Source organism: Anabaena sp. FACHB-595 (assembly GCF_048568275.1).
In the GTDB taxonomy this organism is placed as follows: Bacteria; Cyanobacteriota; Cyanobacteriia; order Cyanobacteriales; family Nostocaceae; genus Trichormus.
The window spans coordinates 6,303,653-6,317,353 of record NZ_CP183473.1; the positions used below are offsets into that span (position 1 = coordinate 6,303,653).

Consider the following 13,701-nt stretch of genomic DNA (forward strand, 5'->3'; position numbering starts at 1 on the left):
TTAATTGATTTATTACCCAAAACCAGTGTTATAATTACCTGTGGCTACTTAAAGATTTTTAACAATCTCGTCAGCCATAGGTATTTATATCTAAATAGCCACTAATTGTAGATGGGTGGCTGTGTCAAAAGTATTTGCTAATTAACTGTAGTGACATGGGCTAGTCTTTAAACTAGCGTTTGTTATTTTTGCGTAAACCAAAATTGCAGAGAACACTAATTATAGCAAATAATCATAGCATTTGTCAGGGAATATCATCGAAATTTAAGGTTAATTTAATCTATTTGACTCTAAAAGTTTCGATAATTGGGTGACAAGGGCTTGCAAAACTGCCAAAAAATTGGGAGAAAGCATGAGTTTGGAGCAGAAACGACGCGCTCTGATTACTGGGGCAAGTAGTGGAATTGGCAAAGCAACGGCGTTAGCCTTTGCAAAAGCGGGAATAGACGTGGCTTTGGTGAGCCGTTCTTTGGATAAATTGACACCTGTAGTAGAAGCAACAAAACAGACTGGAGTAGTAGCCAAAGCGTATACTGTAGACTTAGCAGACGTATCGCAAGTAGAGGCAAAAATCCAAGCGATCGCTATTGACTTTGGAGATATAGATATTCTTGTCAATAATGCGGGTGTAGCATATACGGCTACCTTGAGCGAAACGCCTTTAGCAGACTGGCAACAAGTAATTAACTTGAACCTGACGGGCGTATTTGAATGTATTAAAGGAATTTTGCCAACAATGCGCGATCGGCATACAGGCACAATCATCAATGTGTCTTCGATTGCAGCTAAACAATCTTTTCCGCACTGGGGAGTTTACAGCGTCAGTAAAGCAGGATTAATGGCACTTTCTCAAACCTTGGCACAAGAAGAACGTGTCCACGGTATTCGGGTAACTGCGATTTGTCCTGGGGCAGTAAATACTGGACTTTGGGATACAGAGACGGTTAAAGCTGACTTTGACCGTTCCAAAATGCTCACCCCGGAAATTGTGGCTCAGTCAATTCTCTACACTGCATTATTACCACCACAAGCAGTAATTGATGAATTGACGCTCATGCCCAGCGCAGGTGCGCTGTAATTTGTAATTCGTAAATTCGTAATTCGTAATAGCCTACGGCTAGGCTTGCACTGATCCAGAGAAAGCTAACTCCTACTTAGTTTGTAGGATTATTTTGAATTCTGAATTTTGAATTCCCCTTACGGGGTTAACCATTGAACAAACCATAACCAAGACTGAAATTATGACTATTGCTAGTTCCAACGGTTCCAATCGCGCACAATCACCCCTAATTACCGACTTGGCAGAAGCCATCAATACCAGACCTGACCGCAATACCCATAATGGCCGAGAACCAGAATTGCACCAACCTTCAGAAGAAGATATGGAATCAATGATGGGTGCAGTTAGGTCAATATTAGTGGGTGTTGGAGAAGACCCGGAAAGAGAAGGTCTATTGAAAACACCAAAGCGAGTGGCAGAGGCAATGCGTTTCCTCACCAGTGGCTACAACCAATCTTTAGAAGAATTACTCAACGGTGCTGTCTTTGATGAAGGTCATAACGAGATGGTATTAGTTCGAGACATTAACTTCTTTAGTTTATGCGAACACCATATGTTACCCTTCATGGGCAGAGCGCACGTTGCTTATATCCCCAACCAGAAGGTAGTAGGACTAAGCAAGCTAGCCCGGATTGTCGAGATGTATTCCCGACGCTTGCAAGTACAAGAAAGGCTAACCCGCCAAATTGCTGAAGCTGTGCAGACCATTTTAGAACCCCAAGGTGTAGCCGTTGTGATGGAAGCAAGCCATATGTGCATGGTGATGCGCGGTGTACAAAAACCAGGCTCTTGGACTGTAACTAGCGCAATGTTAGGCGTATTCCAAGAAGAACAAAAAACTAGAGAAGAATTCTTTAACTTGATTCGTCATCAACCAGCATTCTTTTAGGGAATGGGGGATGGGTAATGGGGGATGGGTAATGAGTAATTATTTATTCTCCTGAACCCTTCTTCCACTCCCTACTCTCTAATTTTTCAAAAAGTAATGCAACTTTATCTAAATCTTTATCGCCTGGTTTAAGTTCGACACCGCTAGATAAATCTATACCATCAGGATTCAGTTGGCTTAAAGCTTCTAAGATATTTTCTGGTGTTAGTCCTCCGGCTAGTAACCAAGGGCAACTTGGGCGAAATTTTTGCAACATTTGCCAATCTAAAGTTTGACCAGTCCCCCCTAATTGCTGGGGATGATAGGCATCAAGTAATAAAGTATTTATATACTTAGTGTAAATAACTGCTTGTTCCAAATGCTCAAGACTACGAACTCTCAACGCTTTCAATACTTCTACTTGGGGAAGTGATTGACGCACTTGGTCGCAAAACTCTGGGGTTTCGTCACCGTGTAACTGCACACCAGTTAACCCAGAATCAATCACTGTTTGATAAATTTCCGCAATACTGCTATTGGCAAAAACGCCAATTTTATCAATATTTTCTGGTAAGGGTGTGACAGCATCTCGAATTTGTCCGGCGGTAACGTAACGCGGTGAAGAAGGTACACATATAAATCCTAGCGCTGTTGCACCCAAAGAGGCGATCGCTACTGACTGTTGTGGTTGAGTGATGCCGCAAATTTTCACACGCATAAGAATTTCCGATATTGGGAACTAAAAAAAGTCGAATTTTAATTGATTAAGTTCGGTTGTGTCCTAACTAACTCTATAATTTTCTAGGTCTAGATTAACTTTGCCCTAGATATTTAGGAGACAAAAGCTTGATTTCATCAACCTTATTAGCAGTAGCTGCAACTGTACCTGCAACACCTGAATGGTCGCCAACCGTAGGCATTATCATTAGTGCTAGCAGTGTGGTAGCTCTTTTGTTCGCTCTCAAAGTTGAATATCCCCAAGTAGGCCCCAAATTCCCTGGGTTGCCTATTAGCGTTCCCACCTTTATCGGTGCAATGGCTTTTGGTCATGTTCTTGGTATTGGTATAGTCTTGGGGTTGACTAATATTGGTCGTCTGTAGAATTGGATATCGTTAAGACTGGAATTTTCTGGTCTTAACGAATTCAAGTTTACAAATAATTTCTGTTCTTTCTCCAGCGATGAGACTTGCCATTTGGGTGCAGTTAGCTTTTGCATCATTACCCCAACTTTAGAAGGAGAGTTGAACCTTTCTTATGAGAGAGGATTCTACTGCTTCACCAAGTGGAGTATTGATGTTGCTGTTAACTAATCAGCTAAATCAATTTATTCATACAGGAGAAAGAACTATGCTCTCATCAATCCTACTAGCGGCTCAAGCCACCGTACCCAACACAGGTACAACCTGGAACTGGAATGGCACACCTATTATCATTGCTAGTTGTCTATTAGTACTTTTAATTGCCGGCAGGTCTATTCGCTATCCCCATGTGGGGACAAAGATGCCTTTGCCTTTCCCTTCAATTTTCAATAATCCCAGCGTTGCCACATTTTTGGCGGCTATGAGTTTTGGTCATATTATTGGTGTTGCTGCCGTGTTGGGATTGACTAACCTTGGTGTTATTTAGTTAATCTGTCTGCAATTCCGCTCTCTCTGCTCAGGCTAAGGTCTATAGGAACACCAAAAAATATAATTATCCGAAATTGATGTTTTGGTAAGGTGCGTTAGTGCGATAGAACCTAACTATAATTTAGCAATTATTCATACTGATGCACCCTTGTATATTTTTTTGTTTTTTGTGTGTATGCCGTAATTGCTGGGGAGAGAGGCTGATACTTTTCGCCCATCTTGAAGATGTTGGCAGAAAAAAATGATAGTTACGATAAGTTTTTACTTATTTAAATAAAGAATACGTAAAAATACGGTTATTAATCTTTAGTTAACCTGAATTTATATTTACCTTAACTTTTGACCAATAAATTCTCGGATGTACCTGTAATTGACAGTCCACTCAATATTCATCTGAAAACTTCCGACTAATTTAGTCTACTCAGTAATGAGTAATAAAACTCCGCCAGCCTTAATTTCCGGCTTGTGGTGAAGTTTTCATGCTACGAATTTGCGGCACAACATCAACAAATCAGGCATCAGTTATTATATCCAAACCATGACTATCCAAAAGCTTATCGCCACAATAGCTCCATCTTTTATTCTTTTAGGAGCAATGTTGGCTCCAGCAGAGGCAAATACCCTCAAACCGATAGGTACTTACAGCACAGGTCTATTTGAGCAGGGTGGCGCAGAAATTCCAGCTTACGACCCTATAAGTCAACGGCTATTTGTGGTTAATGGGGGGACTAGTAGTATTGATGTTATCAGTATCAGTGATCCGACTAAACCCTCATTCTTGTTTAATATCGGTATCCAAGACTACGGTAGAGGAGTGAACAGCGTCGCCTTTAAGAATGGCTTACTTGCAGCAGCCATTGAAGATTTTATTCCCCAAAATCCGGGTAAGGCCGTCTTTTTTAATGCCAATGGCGAATTAATCCAATCGGTGGCTGTTGGTGCATTACCAGATATGCTCACATTTACACCAGATGGCAAACGTGTCCTAGTAGCCAATGAAGGTGAACCGAATAGCAACTATACAAATGACCCCGAAGGCTCAATTAGCATTATTAATATAGCTGACTTCAGTGTTATCAATGCTGGCTTTGGTCAGTTCAATAGTCAAATCGATCAGTTACGGGCAGATGGAGTGAGAATTTTTGGGCCTAATGCTACCGTTGCTCAAGATTTAGAACCAGAGTATATAACTGTTTCCCCTGATTCTAAAAAGGCTTGGATATCGTTGCAAGAAAATAATGCGATCGCTACCTTAGACCTGATGACAAATCAGATTACTAGTATCAGCCCCTTAGGCTTTAAGGATCATAGCCTGCCAGGGAATGGTTTTGATGCTAGCGATCGCGACAATGCCATTAATATTGCCAATTGGCCTGTTTTGGGTATGTATCAACCCGATGGTATAGCTTCCTATACTGTGAACGGCAAAACTTATATTGTCACTGCTAATGAAGGCGACGCACGGGATTACAATGGTTTTCGTGAAGCAGTACGCCTGGGTAGTAATCAGTATGTCCTTGACCCTACAGCATTTCCTAATGCTAGTGTTTTAAAAAACACTGCTAATTTAGGTCGTCTCAATGTCACCACAGCTTTAGGTGATGAAAACGAAGATGGCTGGTTTGAAAAGATTTACTCCTATGGTGCGCGCTCTTTCTCCATTTGGGAATCGGATCAGGCTACTGGTAAGCTTAAGTTAGTGTTTGATAGTGGCGATCAATTTGAAAAAATTATTGCCCAACGTCTACCTGCATTCTTCAACTCTAATCATACTGAAAATAGTTTTGATACCCGCAGCGATGACAAGGGGCCAGAACCAGAAGACGTAAAGATTGGGGAAATTAACGGTCGCTTTTACGCCTTTGTTGGTCTGGAACGGGTAGGAGGTGTGATGGTATATGACATTACAGATCCAGTCAGTCCCGTATTTGTGGACTACGTGAACAATCGTGATTTTACAGTTCCTACAGAGAATGCGGATGGAACGACAAACCCAGCAGCCGGAGACTTGGGTGCAGAAGGTTTACTATTTATCTCAGCCGCAGATAGTCCCACCAGGAAGCCTTTGCTGGTTGCAGCCAATGAGGTGAGTGGAACAACTACTATTTACTCTCTGGACATAGAAACAGTCCCTGAACCCGGAACTATGCTTGCTTTAGGTGCAGTTGTTTCAACAACCATCCTTAGAGTAAAGCGCAGACGCTAAGTCAAATTTCTTTGGTCACGGCTAACTAACGCCTTGTGCAATTTTCTCTCAAAAATAACCACCAACCCCTTCCCTACAAGGGAAGGGGAGTAATAATTAAAGAGTCATTAGTCCAAAGCAATAGAAGAAGCATTTACTAATCACTACTGAACTATTCTCTTTTCTATATACTGACCTATCATTAATTGCTCACCAGCACGAGAAATAATAGTTTGTCTGGTGCGATATTTGCTACCAATTAACTTTAATTCTTCCTCAAACACTGAACCATTGTACTCGGTTCGCAAACATAAGGTTTTGGGGTTAGGAAAATTATACTGGGCTGTAACTGGTTTAGATGTGGCAAAACCGCGATCGCGGTACAAGATATTTCCTAAAGCACCAAATAGTGTGGAACCTTCCGACTCACTCCTATTCTTGAGAACATCTGTACTGCACCATGTAACCTCTGCACCACAGATCAAAAAAACTGACTCAGCTAACTTATGTATCTGAGCCAGTTTTTGTAATTCATCGCAACCTTGTTCCAAAAATCGGATAGTGATCATACTCATCATCTCCTTGGTTTCCCCATCAGGGAGAGTATAATAACGCCTTTGTGAACACCACTCACCAACTGACTCTTGAAAAAACTCGATGATTTGGGATTCATCAACTGTGCGTACAAGTTTTGACAGTGATTTCACTCGTGATTGTCCTCACCTAAATGGCATAAATAACTGATTTTGCCTATATAATATATCGTAGCTAAAAGCAATTTCTGTTCAGAAAATTTAATATATTATCGAAATCTCTCAGAATTGCCTATGACATTGCTAGTATTATTGCTAATATTTGTGTATATTTAGTAAAGCTAAATATTTGCACTTAATAATTTTTAGGGAAAAAGCTAAGGACTAATTTTAGTTTCTTCAAGTTCCCTAACAGGAAGACTTTTCAGACCAACATAAAAAATTCATACACCTTACATAGCCCAATCAAATATCAAACACAATCCTGCAATTGCGTAAATAGAGTAGTAGAGAAATCTGTTTTGACTTTATTTCGTAAGAGTAGTAATGTTTGACACAAAAAATTTCTTTGGAAAACTTGGTCTATTCTCAATACTATTTTTCAGTTGGCACTATATGGACATGATTGCTAGGTAAAAAAGGCTGTTATTTTAAAAACTTCCACAAACAGGGAAACCATAAATGATTTTCAACCAAAATCCACAGCAAAAATCATGAAACAGCAAACTTACCCAGCAACAAGCCAGTTAATCAACACAAAATTACAATTTAGGAGCGAAATATCTGCCCACAGACAGATATTTCCTGGCTGGCAATGTGCAAAATACAGCTTATTTGTTGCTTGTCTGTTGAGTATGGGTGTACTAACAGCAAGTTGTGGTTCCCTACCCAAGGAAACAGCAGAAGCCCAATCTCAGCAACGTGGTGGCGGAGAACGAGGCGGATTAGTGCCTGTAGATGTAGCGATCGCCCGTAGAGAAAGAATAGAGACACAACCAGAGTATACAGGTACAACCACACCATTCCGAACGATATCACTGCGATCGCAGGTAGAAGGGAGACTCTTAGCTTTGAACTTAGATGTAGGTGACACAGTTAAACGAGGGCAGAACGTCGGGCAATTAGATGACATCATATTATCCACCAACCTCAAGCAAGCAGAAGCCGAACTCGCAGCTTTGCAATCAGAAGTAGCTAGAGCGACAACCCAGGTAAGTAATGCCCGCGCCCAAGTGGAAAGGGCAAGACTCGAAGTTGTACAAGCTGAAGCAGATGCCCAACGTCAAGAGAGATTATTTAAAGAAGGAGCTATATCCGAGCAAGCCGCCGAGCAAGCCCGCACAGAAGCAAAAACAGCTACTCAAGCACTCCGTGCAGCGACTGAGCAAGTGCGAACCGAAGAACAAGCCGTTGCTGCTGCCAAAGGTAGAGTATTTGCCCAACAAGCCGTAGTAGCCCAAACAAAAGAACGCCGTTCTTATACGCGCCTCACATCACCCCTTAATGGTGTGATCACCGAGAGGGTCACAGAGCCAGGTAATCTCTTACAAGCTGGAGGAGAAATTTTAAAAATTGCTGACTTGAGCCGAATTAAAGTAGTAGTGCAAGTCTCCGAATTAGAACTAGGAGAAATTCAAGTCGGACAATCTGTACAAGTACGCTTAGATGCTTTCCCCGACCAAACAATTATCGGTAGAGTCACCCGCATTTCCCCAACCGCAGATGCTACAGCTCGTTTAATACCAGTAGAAGTAGTAACTCCTAATAGTCAAGGCAATATTGGTAGTGGATTACTAGCAAGAGTTAATTTTGCCAGTCAAACTCCAGAACGAGTGGTAGTGTCACAAACCGCCATTCAAAGGGAAGGCAAAAACCAGCAATCTTCCCCAACAACCCCAAGACAATCACAAAATCAAAACGGCACAGTGTACGTAGTTACAGATAGCCAAGGTAAGCCAACAGTCACAGCCCGTACAGTAACTTTAGGAAAAAGTGCTGATGGCAAAGTAGAAATTTTATCTGGCTTACAACCTGGAGAGCAGTACGTCGCACGTAGTGGTAGACCCTTAAAAGATGGGGAAAATGTGCGTCTTTCAATTCTTTCAGAGCGAAACCCTGCAAGGAATTAAAAATTCAAAGTAAAGATTTAGGTTGTGAATTTTTAATTTTTAATTGGAGCGCAGCGACTTATGCAGCAAGTAAATAAAAGTGCTGGATTTAGTATTAGTACCGTATCAATTCGCCAACATATCGGTACACTCATGCTCACCTTAGCAGTTATCGTGCTGGGTGTATTTTTTATTGTCAAGTTGCCCGTAGATTTATTACCCTCCATTACCTATCCTCGTATCGGTGTCCGCATACAAGCACCCGGAATTTCCCCAGAGGTAGGAGTTGATGAAGTAACCAGACCCTTGGAGGAAGCATTTTCTGCAACTGAGGGTGTAGTGCAGATATTTTCTCAAACTCGTGAAGGACAAGTCAGTTTGGATTTGTACTTTCAACCGGGAGGCAATATTGACCAGGCCTTAAATGATGCGACAGCAGCTTTTAACAGGTCTAGAGGTCGTTTACCAGACACCATTGAAGAACCACGTCTATTTAAAATCGATCCTTCTCAGTTGCCAGTATACGAATTTGCCTTAACTTCCCCCTCTTTGGAAGGCTTGGATTTGCGCGTTTTTGCAGAAGAAGAACTAGCCCGCGAATTGGGTGTTGTTTCTGGAGTAGCCGGGGTAGACGTATCTGGCGGAGTGCAAGAAGAAATCAGAGTCAATATTGATCTAGACCGCTTGCAAGCTTTGGGTGTAGGTTTAACAGATGTTCTAGATGAACTCAGAGACCGCAACGTTGATATTTCTGGTGGTCGGATTTTAGGACAAAATTCCGAACCTTTAACCCGTACCGTTGGGCGCTTTCAAAATGCAGACGAACTCAGAAATCTGTCCTTTGAAGTCTCCTCAACTGCTTCTTCAAATCCCAACCAACAGCAAAACGTCTCCAACCGCCGCGTTTATCTCCGAGACTTTGCCCAAATTATCGATGGTGCAGAACAACAACGAATATATGTCTCACTCAACGGTGAGCCAGCAGTCAAAGTCAGTGTTCAAAAGCAACCAGATGCTAACACCATTAATGTTGTTGATGCTGTAAAAAAACGTTTAGAGGAACTGCGACAATCTAGCATAGTTCCAGAAGGTACAGTGATCACACCTACCTTAGATGAATCAAGATTTATCCGTAACTCTATATCAAATGTTACCAGTTCTGGATTGATAGGAACAGCATTAGCAGCGATCGCCGTCCTTCTCTTCCTTGGTTCCTTACGACAGACATTTATCATCGTTGTTGCTATTCCCCTGGCCACCCTAGCTGCAATCATTTTGATGGGGTTATTCGGCTTATCCATCAATGTCTTTAGTTTAGGTGGTTTAGCTTTAGGCGTGGGTATAGTCGTAGACAACTCCATCGTCATGTTAGAGAATATCGCTGAAGGTGCAGGTGTAACTCCTGGTAAGGATAGTAAAAGCAGGTTAAGTCACAAGCAACTAATTGCTCAAGCAGAAACCAGCAGTCAAGAAGTCGAATCCGCTCTAATTGCTTCCACAAGTACCAACTTAGTGGCAGTGTTGCCATTCTTACTTATTGGTGGTTTTATTGCTCTACTATTTAACGAACTAATTCTCACGATTACCTTTTCTGTAGCTGCTTCGATCATCATTGCTGTAACAGTTGTACCGATGCTGACCTCTCGATTATTAGGCTGGAAATTTTCCAGTGGGTTGAGCAACTTTTGGCCATTGCGGAAATTCAATGAGCGTTTTGAAGCAGCTACAAGGGGGTATAGTAGATTTTTAGCTGGCATCTTACGCTGGCGATTAGTCACAGTAGCGATCGCTATTCTCCTATTTGGTGGTGGTAGTTTATGGATGGCTCCCCAAATTCCCCAACAAATCCTCCCCCGTATTAGTACAGGACAAGCCAGCTTATTTGCTCAGTTCCCACCGGGTACGCCCTTAGAGACTAACAGCAAAGTCATGAGCGCGGTGGATGAAATTATTCGCCAACAGCCAGAAACAGAATATACTTTCACAACTGCCGGTGGTGCTTTATTTGGTACTAATACCAATGCTAACCCCTTACGAGGTACCAGCACCATCACCCTCAAACCAGGCACTAATGTAGATACCTATGTCGAACGAGTTACCCAAGAATTAAATAAACTAAATTTAGCAGGTATTCGTTTACGCTTGGCTCCTGGTCAAGTACGGGGTTTGATTACCAATAACTCCCCTGTACGCAATGCCGACGTTGATGTGATTCTCCAGGGTACTAATGAAGACACATTACAACAAGCCAGCCGTCAGGTACTAGCAGCTTTAGAAGAACAAGCCACCCAAGTGAGATTTCGTCCCGATGCTGATGAACGACAACCAGAAATTCAAATCCTGCCTGACTGGGAAAGAGTTTCTGCATTAGGATTAACGACTAGAGATATTGGAGACACAATTCAGACCGCCCTAGAGGGCAGCATACCCACACAACTGCAACGGGGCAACCGCTTGGTAGATGTGCGAGTACAGTTAAATGAGTCAGCAGTGCAAACAGGTTCACAACTAGAAAGACTACCTTTATTTGTTGGCAACAATCGTCAAGTTCGCCTCAGTGATGTCGCCACAATCGTCGAAGCTCAAGCACCCGGAGAGATTCAGCGTATTAACCAACGCCAAGTTGTCATATTTGCCGGGAATTTAATTGAAGGAGCTAGTCTAAGTCGCGCCATCGAACAGGTAAATAACGTAATTAGTAACCTGGAATTACCTGAAGGCGTAAGTGTTTTACCAAGCGCCGCCGCAGAATCCAATCAGCAACTACAAAGTTCACTGCAACTATTAGGCGGATTAGCTAGCTTTCTCGTTTTCGTCGTGATGGCAGTGCAGTACAATTCCCTCATTGACCCACTAGTAATTATGTTTACCATTCCCCTAGCACTAGCCGGCGGGATTTTCGGACTTTACATCACTAATACTGCCATTGGTGCAACCGTCATCGTCGGTGCAGTTCTACTAGTAGGTATTGTCGTCAATAACGCCATCATCATGGTGGAATTGGCCAATCAAATCCGCGATCGCGATAAAGTTGACCGTCGCACCGCCATTTTACAAGCTGCTCCCCAACGTTTACGCCCCATATTAATGACCACCATTACTACTGTTTTGGGGATGTTTCCCCTAGCATTAGGAATCGGTGAAGGCTCAGAATTTTTGCAACCATTGGGTGTAGTAGTGTTTTCCGGTTTATCCTTAGCAACACTCCTCACACTATTTATCATCCCCTGCTTTTACATCCTACTCCATGATTTATTCAGTGGAGCTTGGAGTAAGCCAGTGTTTATTTGGTGGCGGATGTGGAAGAAAAGGTTCATGTTGTAAACACTTACCTGTAAGACTGACCCTAGAGAACCCACGTTGACGGTCAACAACCGTCAACAAAACTCATGTAGTATCGTTATAGATAGCCTTGAGACTCATACCACAGAACTGTATCTTTCAACGTATCCCTCAAGGGGCGGAAGGTTGCGCCCAAATCTCGTTCGGCTTTGGCTGAACTTAACTTGGCTTTTTCCAATAAAGTCTGGATACCAGCTAGTGGCATGGGGTTGACTCCACCAGTCAAACCTGTTAACTTTTCCAAAAACCAAGCGATCGCGATCGCCATCCCATCAGGAATTTCTATTCTAGGCGCTTTTACCCCAGAAATCGCTTCCAGTTCTAAGGCAATATCTTTCATGGTTGTTAGTGGCCCCGCTACGATGTAACGTCCACCCCTTTCTCCTTGTTCGGCAGCTTTCACCATAACCGCCGCCACATCCCGTACATCAGTCAATGCAGCACCACCATTAATTACCCCAGGCAGTTTACCTGCCAATAGGTCTAACACCAGTTGCCCGGCAGAAGTTGGTGCAGCATCTCCAGGCCCCATCATCCAACCAGGCAGAATCATCACTACGTCTATTTGGCTGGCGTTGAGAAAGCGGTAAATTTCCTGTTCTGCTAAAACCTTAGTTTTGAAATAGAGATTCTGTTCAGCAAATTTATTGTAAGGTGCGGTTTCCGTGGCTGCCTGATGTGTATCAGTTTGGATTACCCCACTGGATGAGGTAAACACCACCTTTGCTACCCCTTGGGCTTCTGCCGCCTGTAGAAGTTCCATTGTGGCATCTACATTAATGCGTTTCATCTTCTGCCAGTCACTACCCGGTTGGTAATACTCCCGAAAAAAAGCTGCCGTGTGAAACACCGCATCGACTTCTTTTAATGCCTGAGTAAAGGCAGGTACATCCTCAATATCACCCTGAACAAACTCAATTCCACTATTTCCCAGGAAACGTTTGGCCTTATCAAGAGAACGAACCAAACCTTTTACTTGCCATCCCTGGGATACAAGCGCTCGGCAAAGATTACTACCCAGCAGACCTGTTGCTCCAGTCACAAAAGCTATTTTGCTGCTCATGATATTTATTCCTGTTGATCTTATAGCTTGTAAACCCAGTCTGAACATTGCTAGTGTGAGTTATTACTCACATCATGTTTCGCAGTATATGAGCAAAAGCTCACATCGTCAATCCCCAGATAATAAACAAGTGAAGTCATCAGTTTCCAACGATGACAATCCTCAGAAAAGCCGACGCAAACCCTCAGGCGATCGCGGCCGGCAAAGGCGTGATTTAATCCTAGATACAGCTGCCGATTTGTTAGCAGACGGAGGGGCTGAAGCTATCAATACCAACGCCTTAGCTGATCGTGCCAATATTTCGATTGGGTCAGTGTATCAGTATTTCTCCAACAAAGAGGCGATTCTGTCTGCCTTGGGGGAGCGATATATGCAGCAATTAAGTAGGAATACGGTAGCAGCCTTACAACAGGATGTCTCCGGTCTGGATTTTGCGGCTATGGTTGATCGAGTAATTGACCCCATGATTGCCTTTGAGCGCCAGCATCCTGCTTTTAGACATTTAAATGCCGGTCAAGAAGGGGAAGGCATCCTGGCTGAAGGAGCCAAACGAGTCGATCAAGAAATACTAGCAACTATCTATGATTTGCTGCTGAGAGTATGCCCTCATCTCAACCCCACTCAGGGTTGGCAAGTTGCGCGGGTGACAAAAGCCCTTTATAAAGGTATGAGCTATTTAATCCAGCAGGAACAAGAGATTAAAAATACTGGTGGAGATATTGATGGCATGATTGCTCACATGAAGCGGATGATGGTGACTTACTTAGAAGACCATCTGGGTCAACTAACTGTGGGATAGAGACAAGCGATCGCTTGATCAAAATACCCATAACCTGACTGTTGCAAATTAGTAAAGATTCTCTGCTGGTATTCAGACTCAGATCTTATCTTTAACTAAAAAGAATGATGTTTA

At 42.7% G+C, this 13,701-nt stretch carries 11 protein-coding genes; 8 read left to right on the forward strand and 3 right to left on the reverse strand.

Going from position 1 to position 13,701, the window contains the following annotated elements; genetic code table 11:
• Window positions 1–352: 352 nt before the first annotated feature.
• Together ACN222_RS26375 and folE are read left to right on the forward strand one after the other, a co-directional pair.
• Complete coding sequence (locus tag ACN222_RS26375) at window positions 353–1,078, forward strand: SDR family oxidoreductase (protein WP_044522584.1); 726 nt, start codon at window positions 353–355, stop codon at window positions 1,076–1,078.
• Window positions 1,079–1,241: 163 nt separating this feature from the next.
• On the forward strand, window positions 1,242–1,949 hold the full coding sequence (folE, locus tag ACN222_RS26380) for a GTP cyclohydrolase I FolE (RefSeq protein WP_010999411.1): 708 nt from the start codon (window positions 1,242–1,244) through the stop codon (window positions 1,947–1,949).
• A gap of 43 nt (window positions 1,950–1,992) precedes the next feature.
• On the opposite strand, the gene ACN222_RS26385 is transcribed toward folE, so the two are convergent.
• Window positions 1,993–2,646, reverse strand: a complete 654-nt coding sequence (locus ACN222_RS26385; protein WP_010999412.1) for a phosphoribosylanthranilate isomerase — start codon at window positions 2,644–2,646, stop codon at window positions 1,993–1,995.
• Window positions 2,647–2,774: 128 nt separating this feature from the next.
• Here ACN222_RS26385 and psaK (ACN222_RS26390) point away from each other — a divergent pair, with 128 nt between their 5' ends.
• The 3 genes from psaK (ACN222_RS26390) (at window position 2,775) to ACN222_RS26400 (ending at window position 5,763) form a co-directional block, all read left to right on the forward strand.
• Window positions 2,775–3,029, forward strand: a complete 255-nt coding sequence (gene psaK, locus ACN222_RS26390) for a photosystem I reaction center subunit PsaK (protein WP_011319310.1) — start codon at window positions 2,775–2,777, stop codon at window positions 3,027–3,029.
• 247 nt (window positions 3,030–3,276) lie between these two features.
• On the forward strand, window positions 3,277–3,555 hold the full coding sequence (gene psaK / locus ACN222_RS26395) for a photosystem I reaction center subunit PsaK (RefSeq protein ID WP_190449668.1): 279 nt from the start codon (window positions 3,277–3,279) through the stop codon (window positions 3,553–3,555).
• Between the two features lie 540 nt (window positions 3,556–4,095).
• Entirely contained in the window at window positions 4,096–5,763 is a 1,668-nt protein-coding gene (locus tag ACN222_RS26400; RefSeq protein WP_010999415.1) for a choice-of-anchor I family protein, read from the forward strand.
• 143 nt (window positions 5,764–5,906) lie between these two features.
• Here the strand turns inward: ACN222_RS26400 and ACN222_RS26405 are convergent, their stop codons facing one another.
• The gene (locus tag ACN222_RS26405) at window positions 5,907–6,449 is read right to left on the reverse strand and encodes a phycobiliprotein lyase (protein ID WP_010999416.1); all 543 of its coding nucleotides are present in this window, start codon (window positions 6,447–6,449) and stop codon (window positions 5,907–5,909) included.
• Window positions 6,450–6,988: 539 nt separating this feature from the next.
• Between ACN222_RS26405 and ACN222_RS26410 the strand changes: the two genes are divergently transcribed.
• The gene (locus ACN222_RS26410; protein WP_010999417.1) at window positions 6,989–8,404 is read left to right on the forward strand and encodes an efflux RND transporter periplasmic adaptor subunit; all 1,416 of its coding nucleotides are present in this window, start codon (window positions 6,989–6,991) and stop codon (window positions 8,402–8,404) included.
• Between the two features lie 60 nt (window positions 8,405–8,464).
• Window positions 8,465–11,707 carry an efflux RND transporter permease subunit gene (locus tag ACN222_RS26415; protein ID WP_010999418.1) on the forward strand — a complete coding sequence of 1,081 codons (3,243 nt, stop codon included), beginning with the start codon at window positions 8,465–8,467 and terminating at the stop codon, window positions 11,705–11,707.
• 76 nt (window positions 11,708–11,783) lie between these two features.
• Here the strand turns inward: ACN222_RS26415 and ACN222_RS26420 are convergent, their stop codons facing one another.
• A complete protein-coding gene (locus ACN222_RS26420; RefSeq protein ID WP_010999419.1) occupies window positions 11,784–12,788 on the reverse strand; it encodes an SDR family oxidoreductase in 1,005 nt (334 codons plus the stop codon).
• Window positions 12,789–12,876: 88 nt separating this feature from the next.
• On the opposite strand from ACN222_RS26420, the gene ACN222_RS26425 reads away from it, so the two are divergent.
• Window positions 12,877–13,587 (forward strand): TetR/AcrR family transcriptional regulator, encoded by a 711-nt coding sequence (locus ACN222_RS26425; RefSeq protein ID WP_044522588.1) that lies wholly within the window; start codon window positions 12,877–12,879, stop codon window positions 13,585–13,587.
• The last annotated feature ends 114 nt before the right edge of the window (window positions 13,588–13,701 follow it).

What these genes read in the sequence shown, in the direction of transcription:
- ACN222_RS26375 (WP_044522584.1), top strand. Translation starts at nt 353, where the DNA reads ATGAGTTTGGAGCAGAAACGACGCGCTCTGATTACTGGGGCAAGTAGT.
- folE (WP_010999411.1), top strand. Translation starts at nt 1,242, where the DNA reads ATGACTATTGCTAGTTCCAACGGTTCCAATCGCGCACAATCACCCCTA.
- ACN222_RS26385 (WP_010999412.1), bottom strand. Translation starts at nt 2,646, where the DNA reads ATGCGTGTGAAAATTTGCGGCATCACTCAACCACAACAGTCAGTAGCG.
- psaK (WP_190449668.1), top strand. Translation starts at nt 3,277, where the DNA reads ATGCTCTCATCAATCCTACTAGCGGCTCAAGCCACCGTACCCAACACA.
- ACN222_RS26400 (WP_010999415.1), top strand. Translation starts at nt 4,096, where the DNA reads ATGACTATCCAAAAGCTTATCGCCACAATAGCTCCATCTTTTATTCTT.
- ACN222_RS26410 (WP_010999417.1), top strand. Translation starts at nt 6,989, where the DNA reads ATGAAACAGCAAACTTACCCAGCAACAAGCCAGTTAATCAACACAAAA.
- ACN222_RS26415 (WP_010999418.1), top strand. Translation starts at nt 8,465, where the DNA reads ATGCAGCAAGTAAATAAAAGTGCTGGATTTAGTATTAGTACCGTATCA.
- ACN222_RS26420 (WP_010999419.1), bottom strand. Translation starts at nt 12,788, where the DNA reads ATGAGCAGCAAAATAGCTTTTGTGACTGGAGCAACAGGTCTGCTGGGT.
- ACN222_RS26425 (WP_044522588.1), top strand. Translation starts at nt 12,877, where the DNA reads ATGAGCAAAAGCTCACATCGTCAATCCCCAGATAATAAACAAGTGAAG.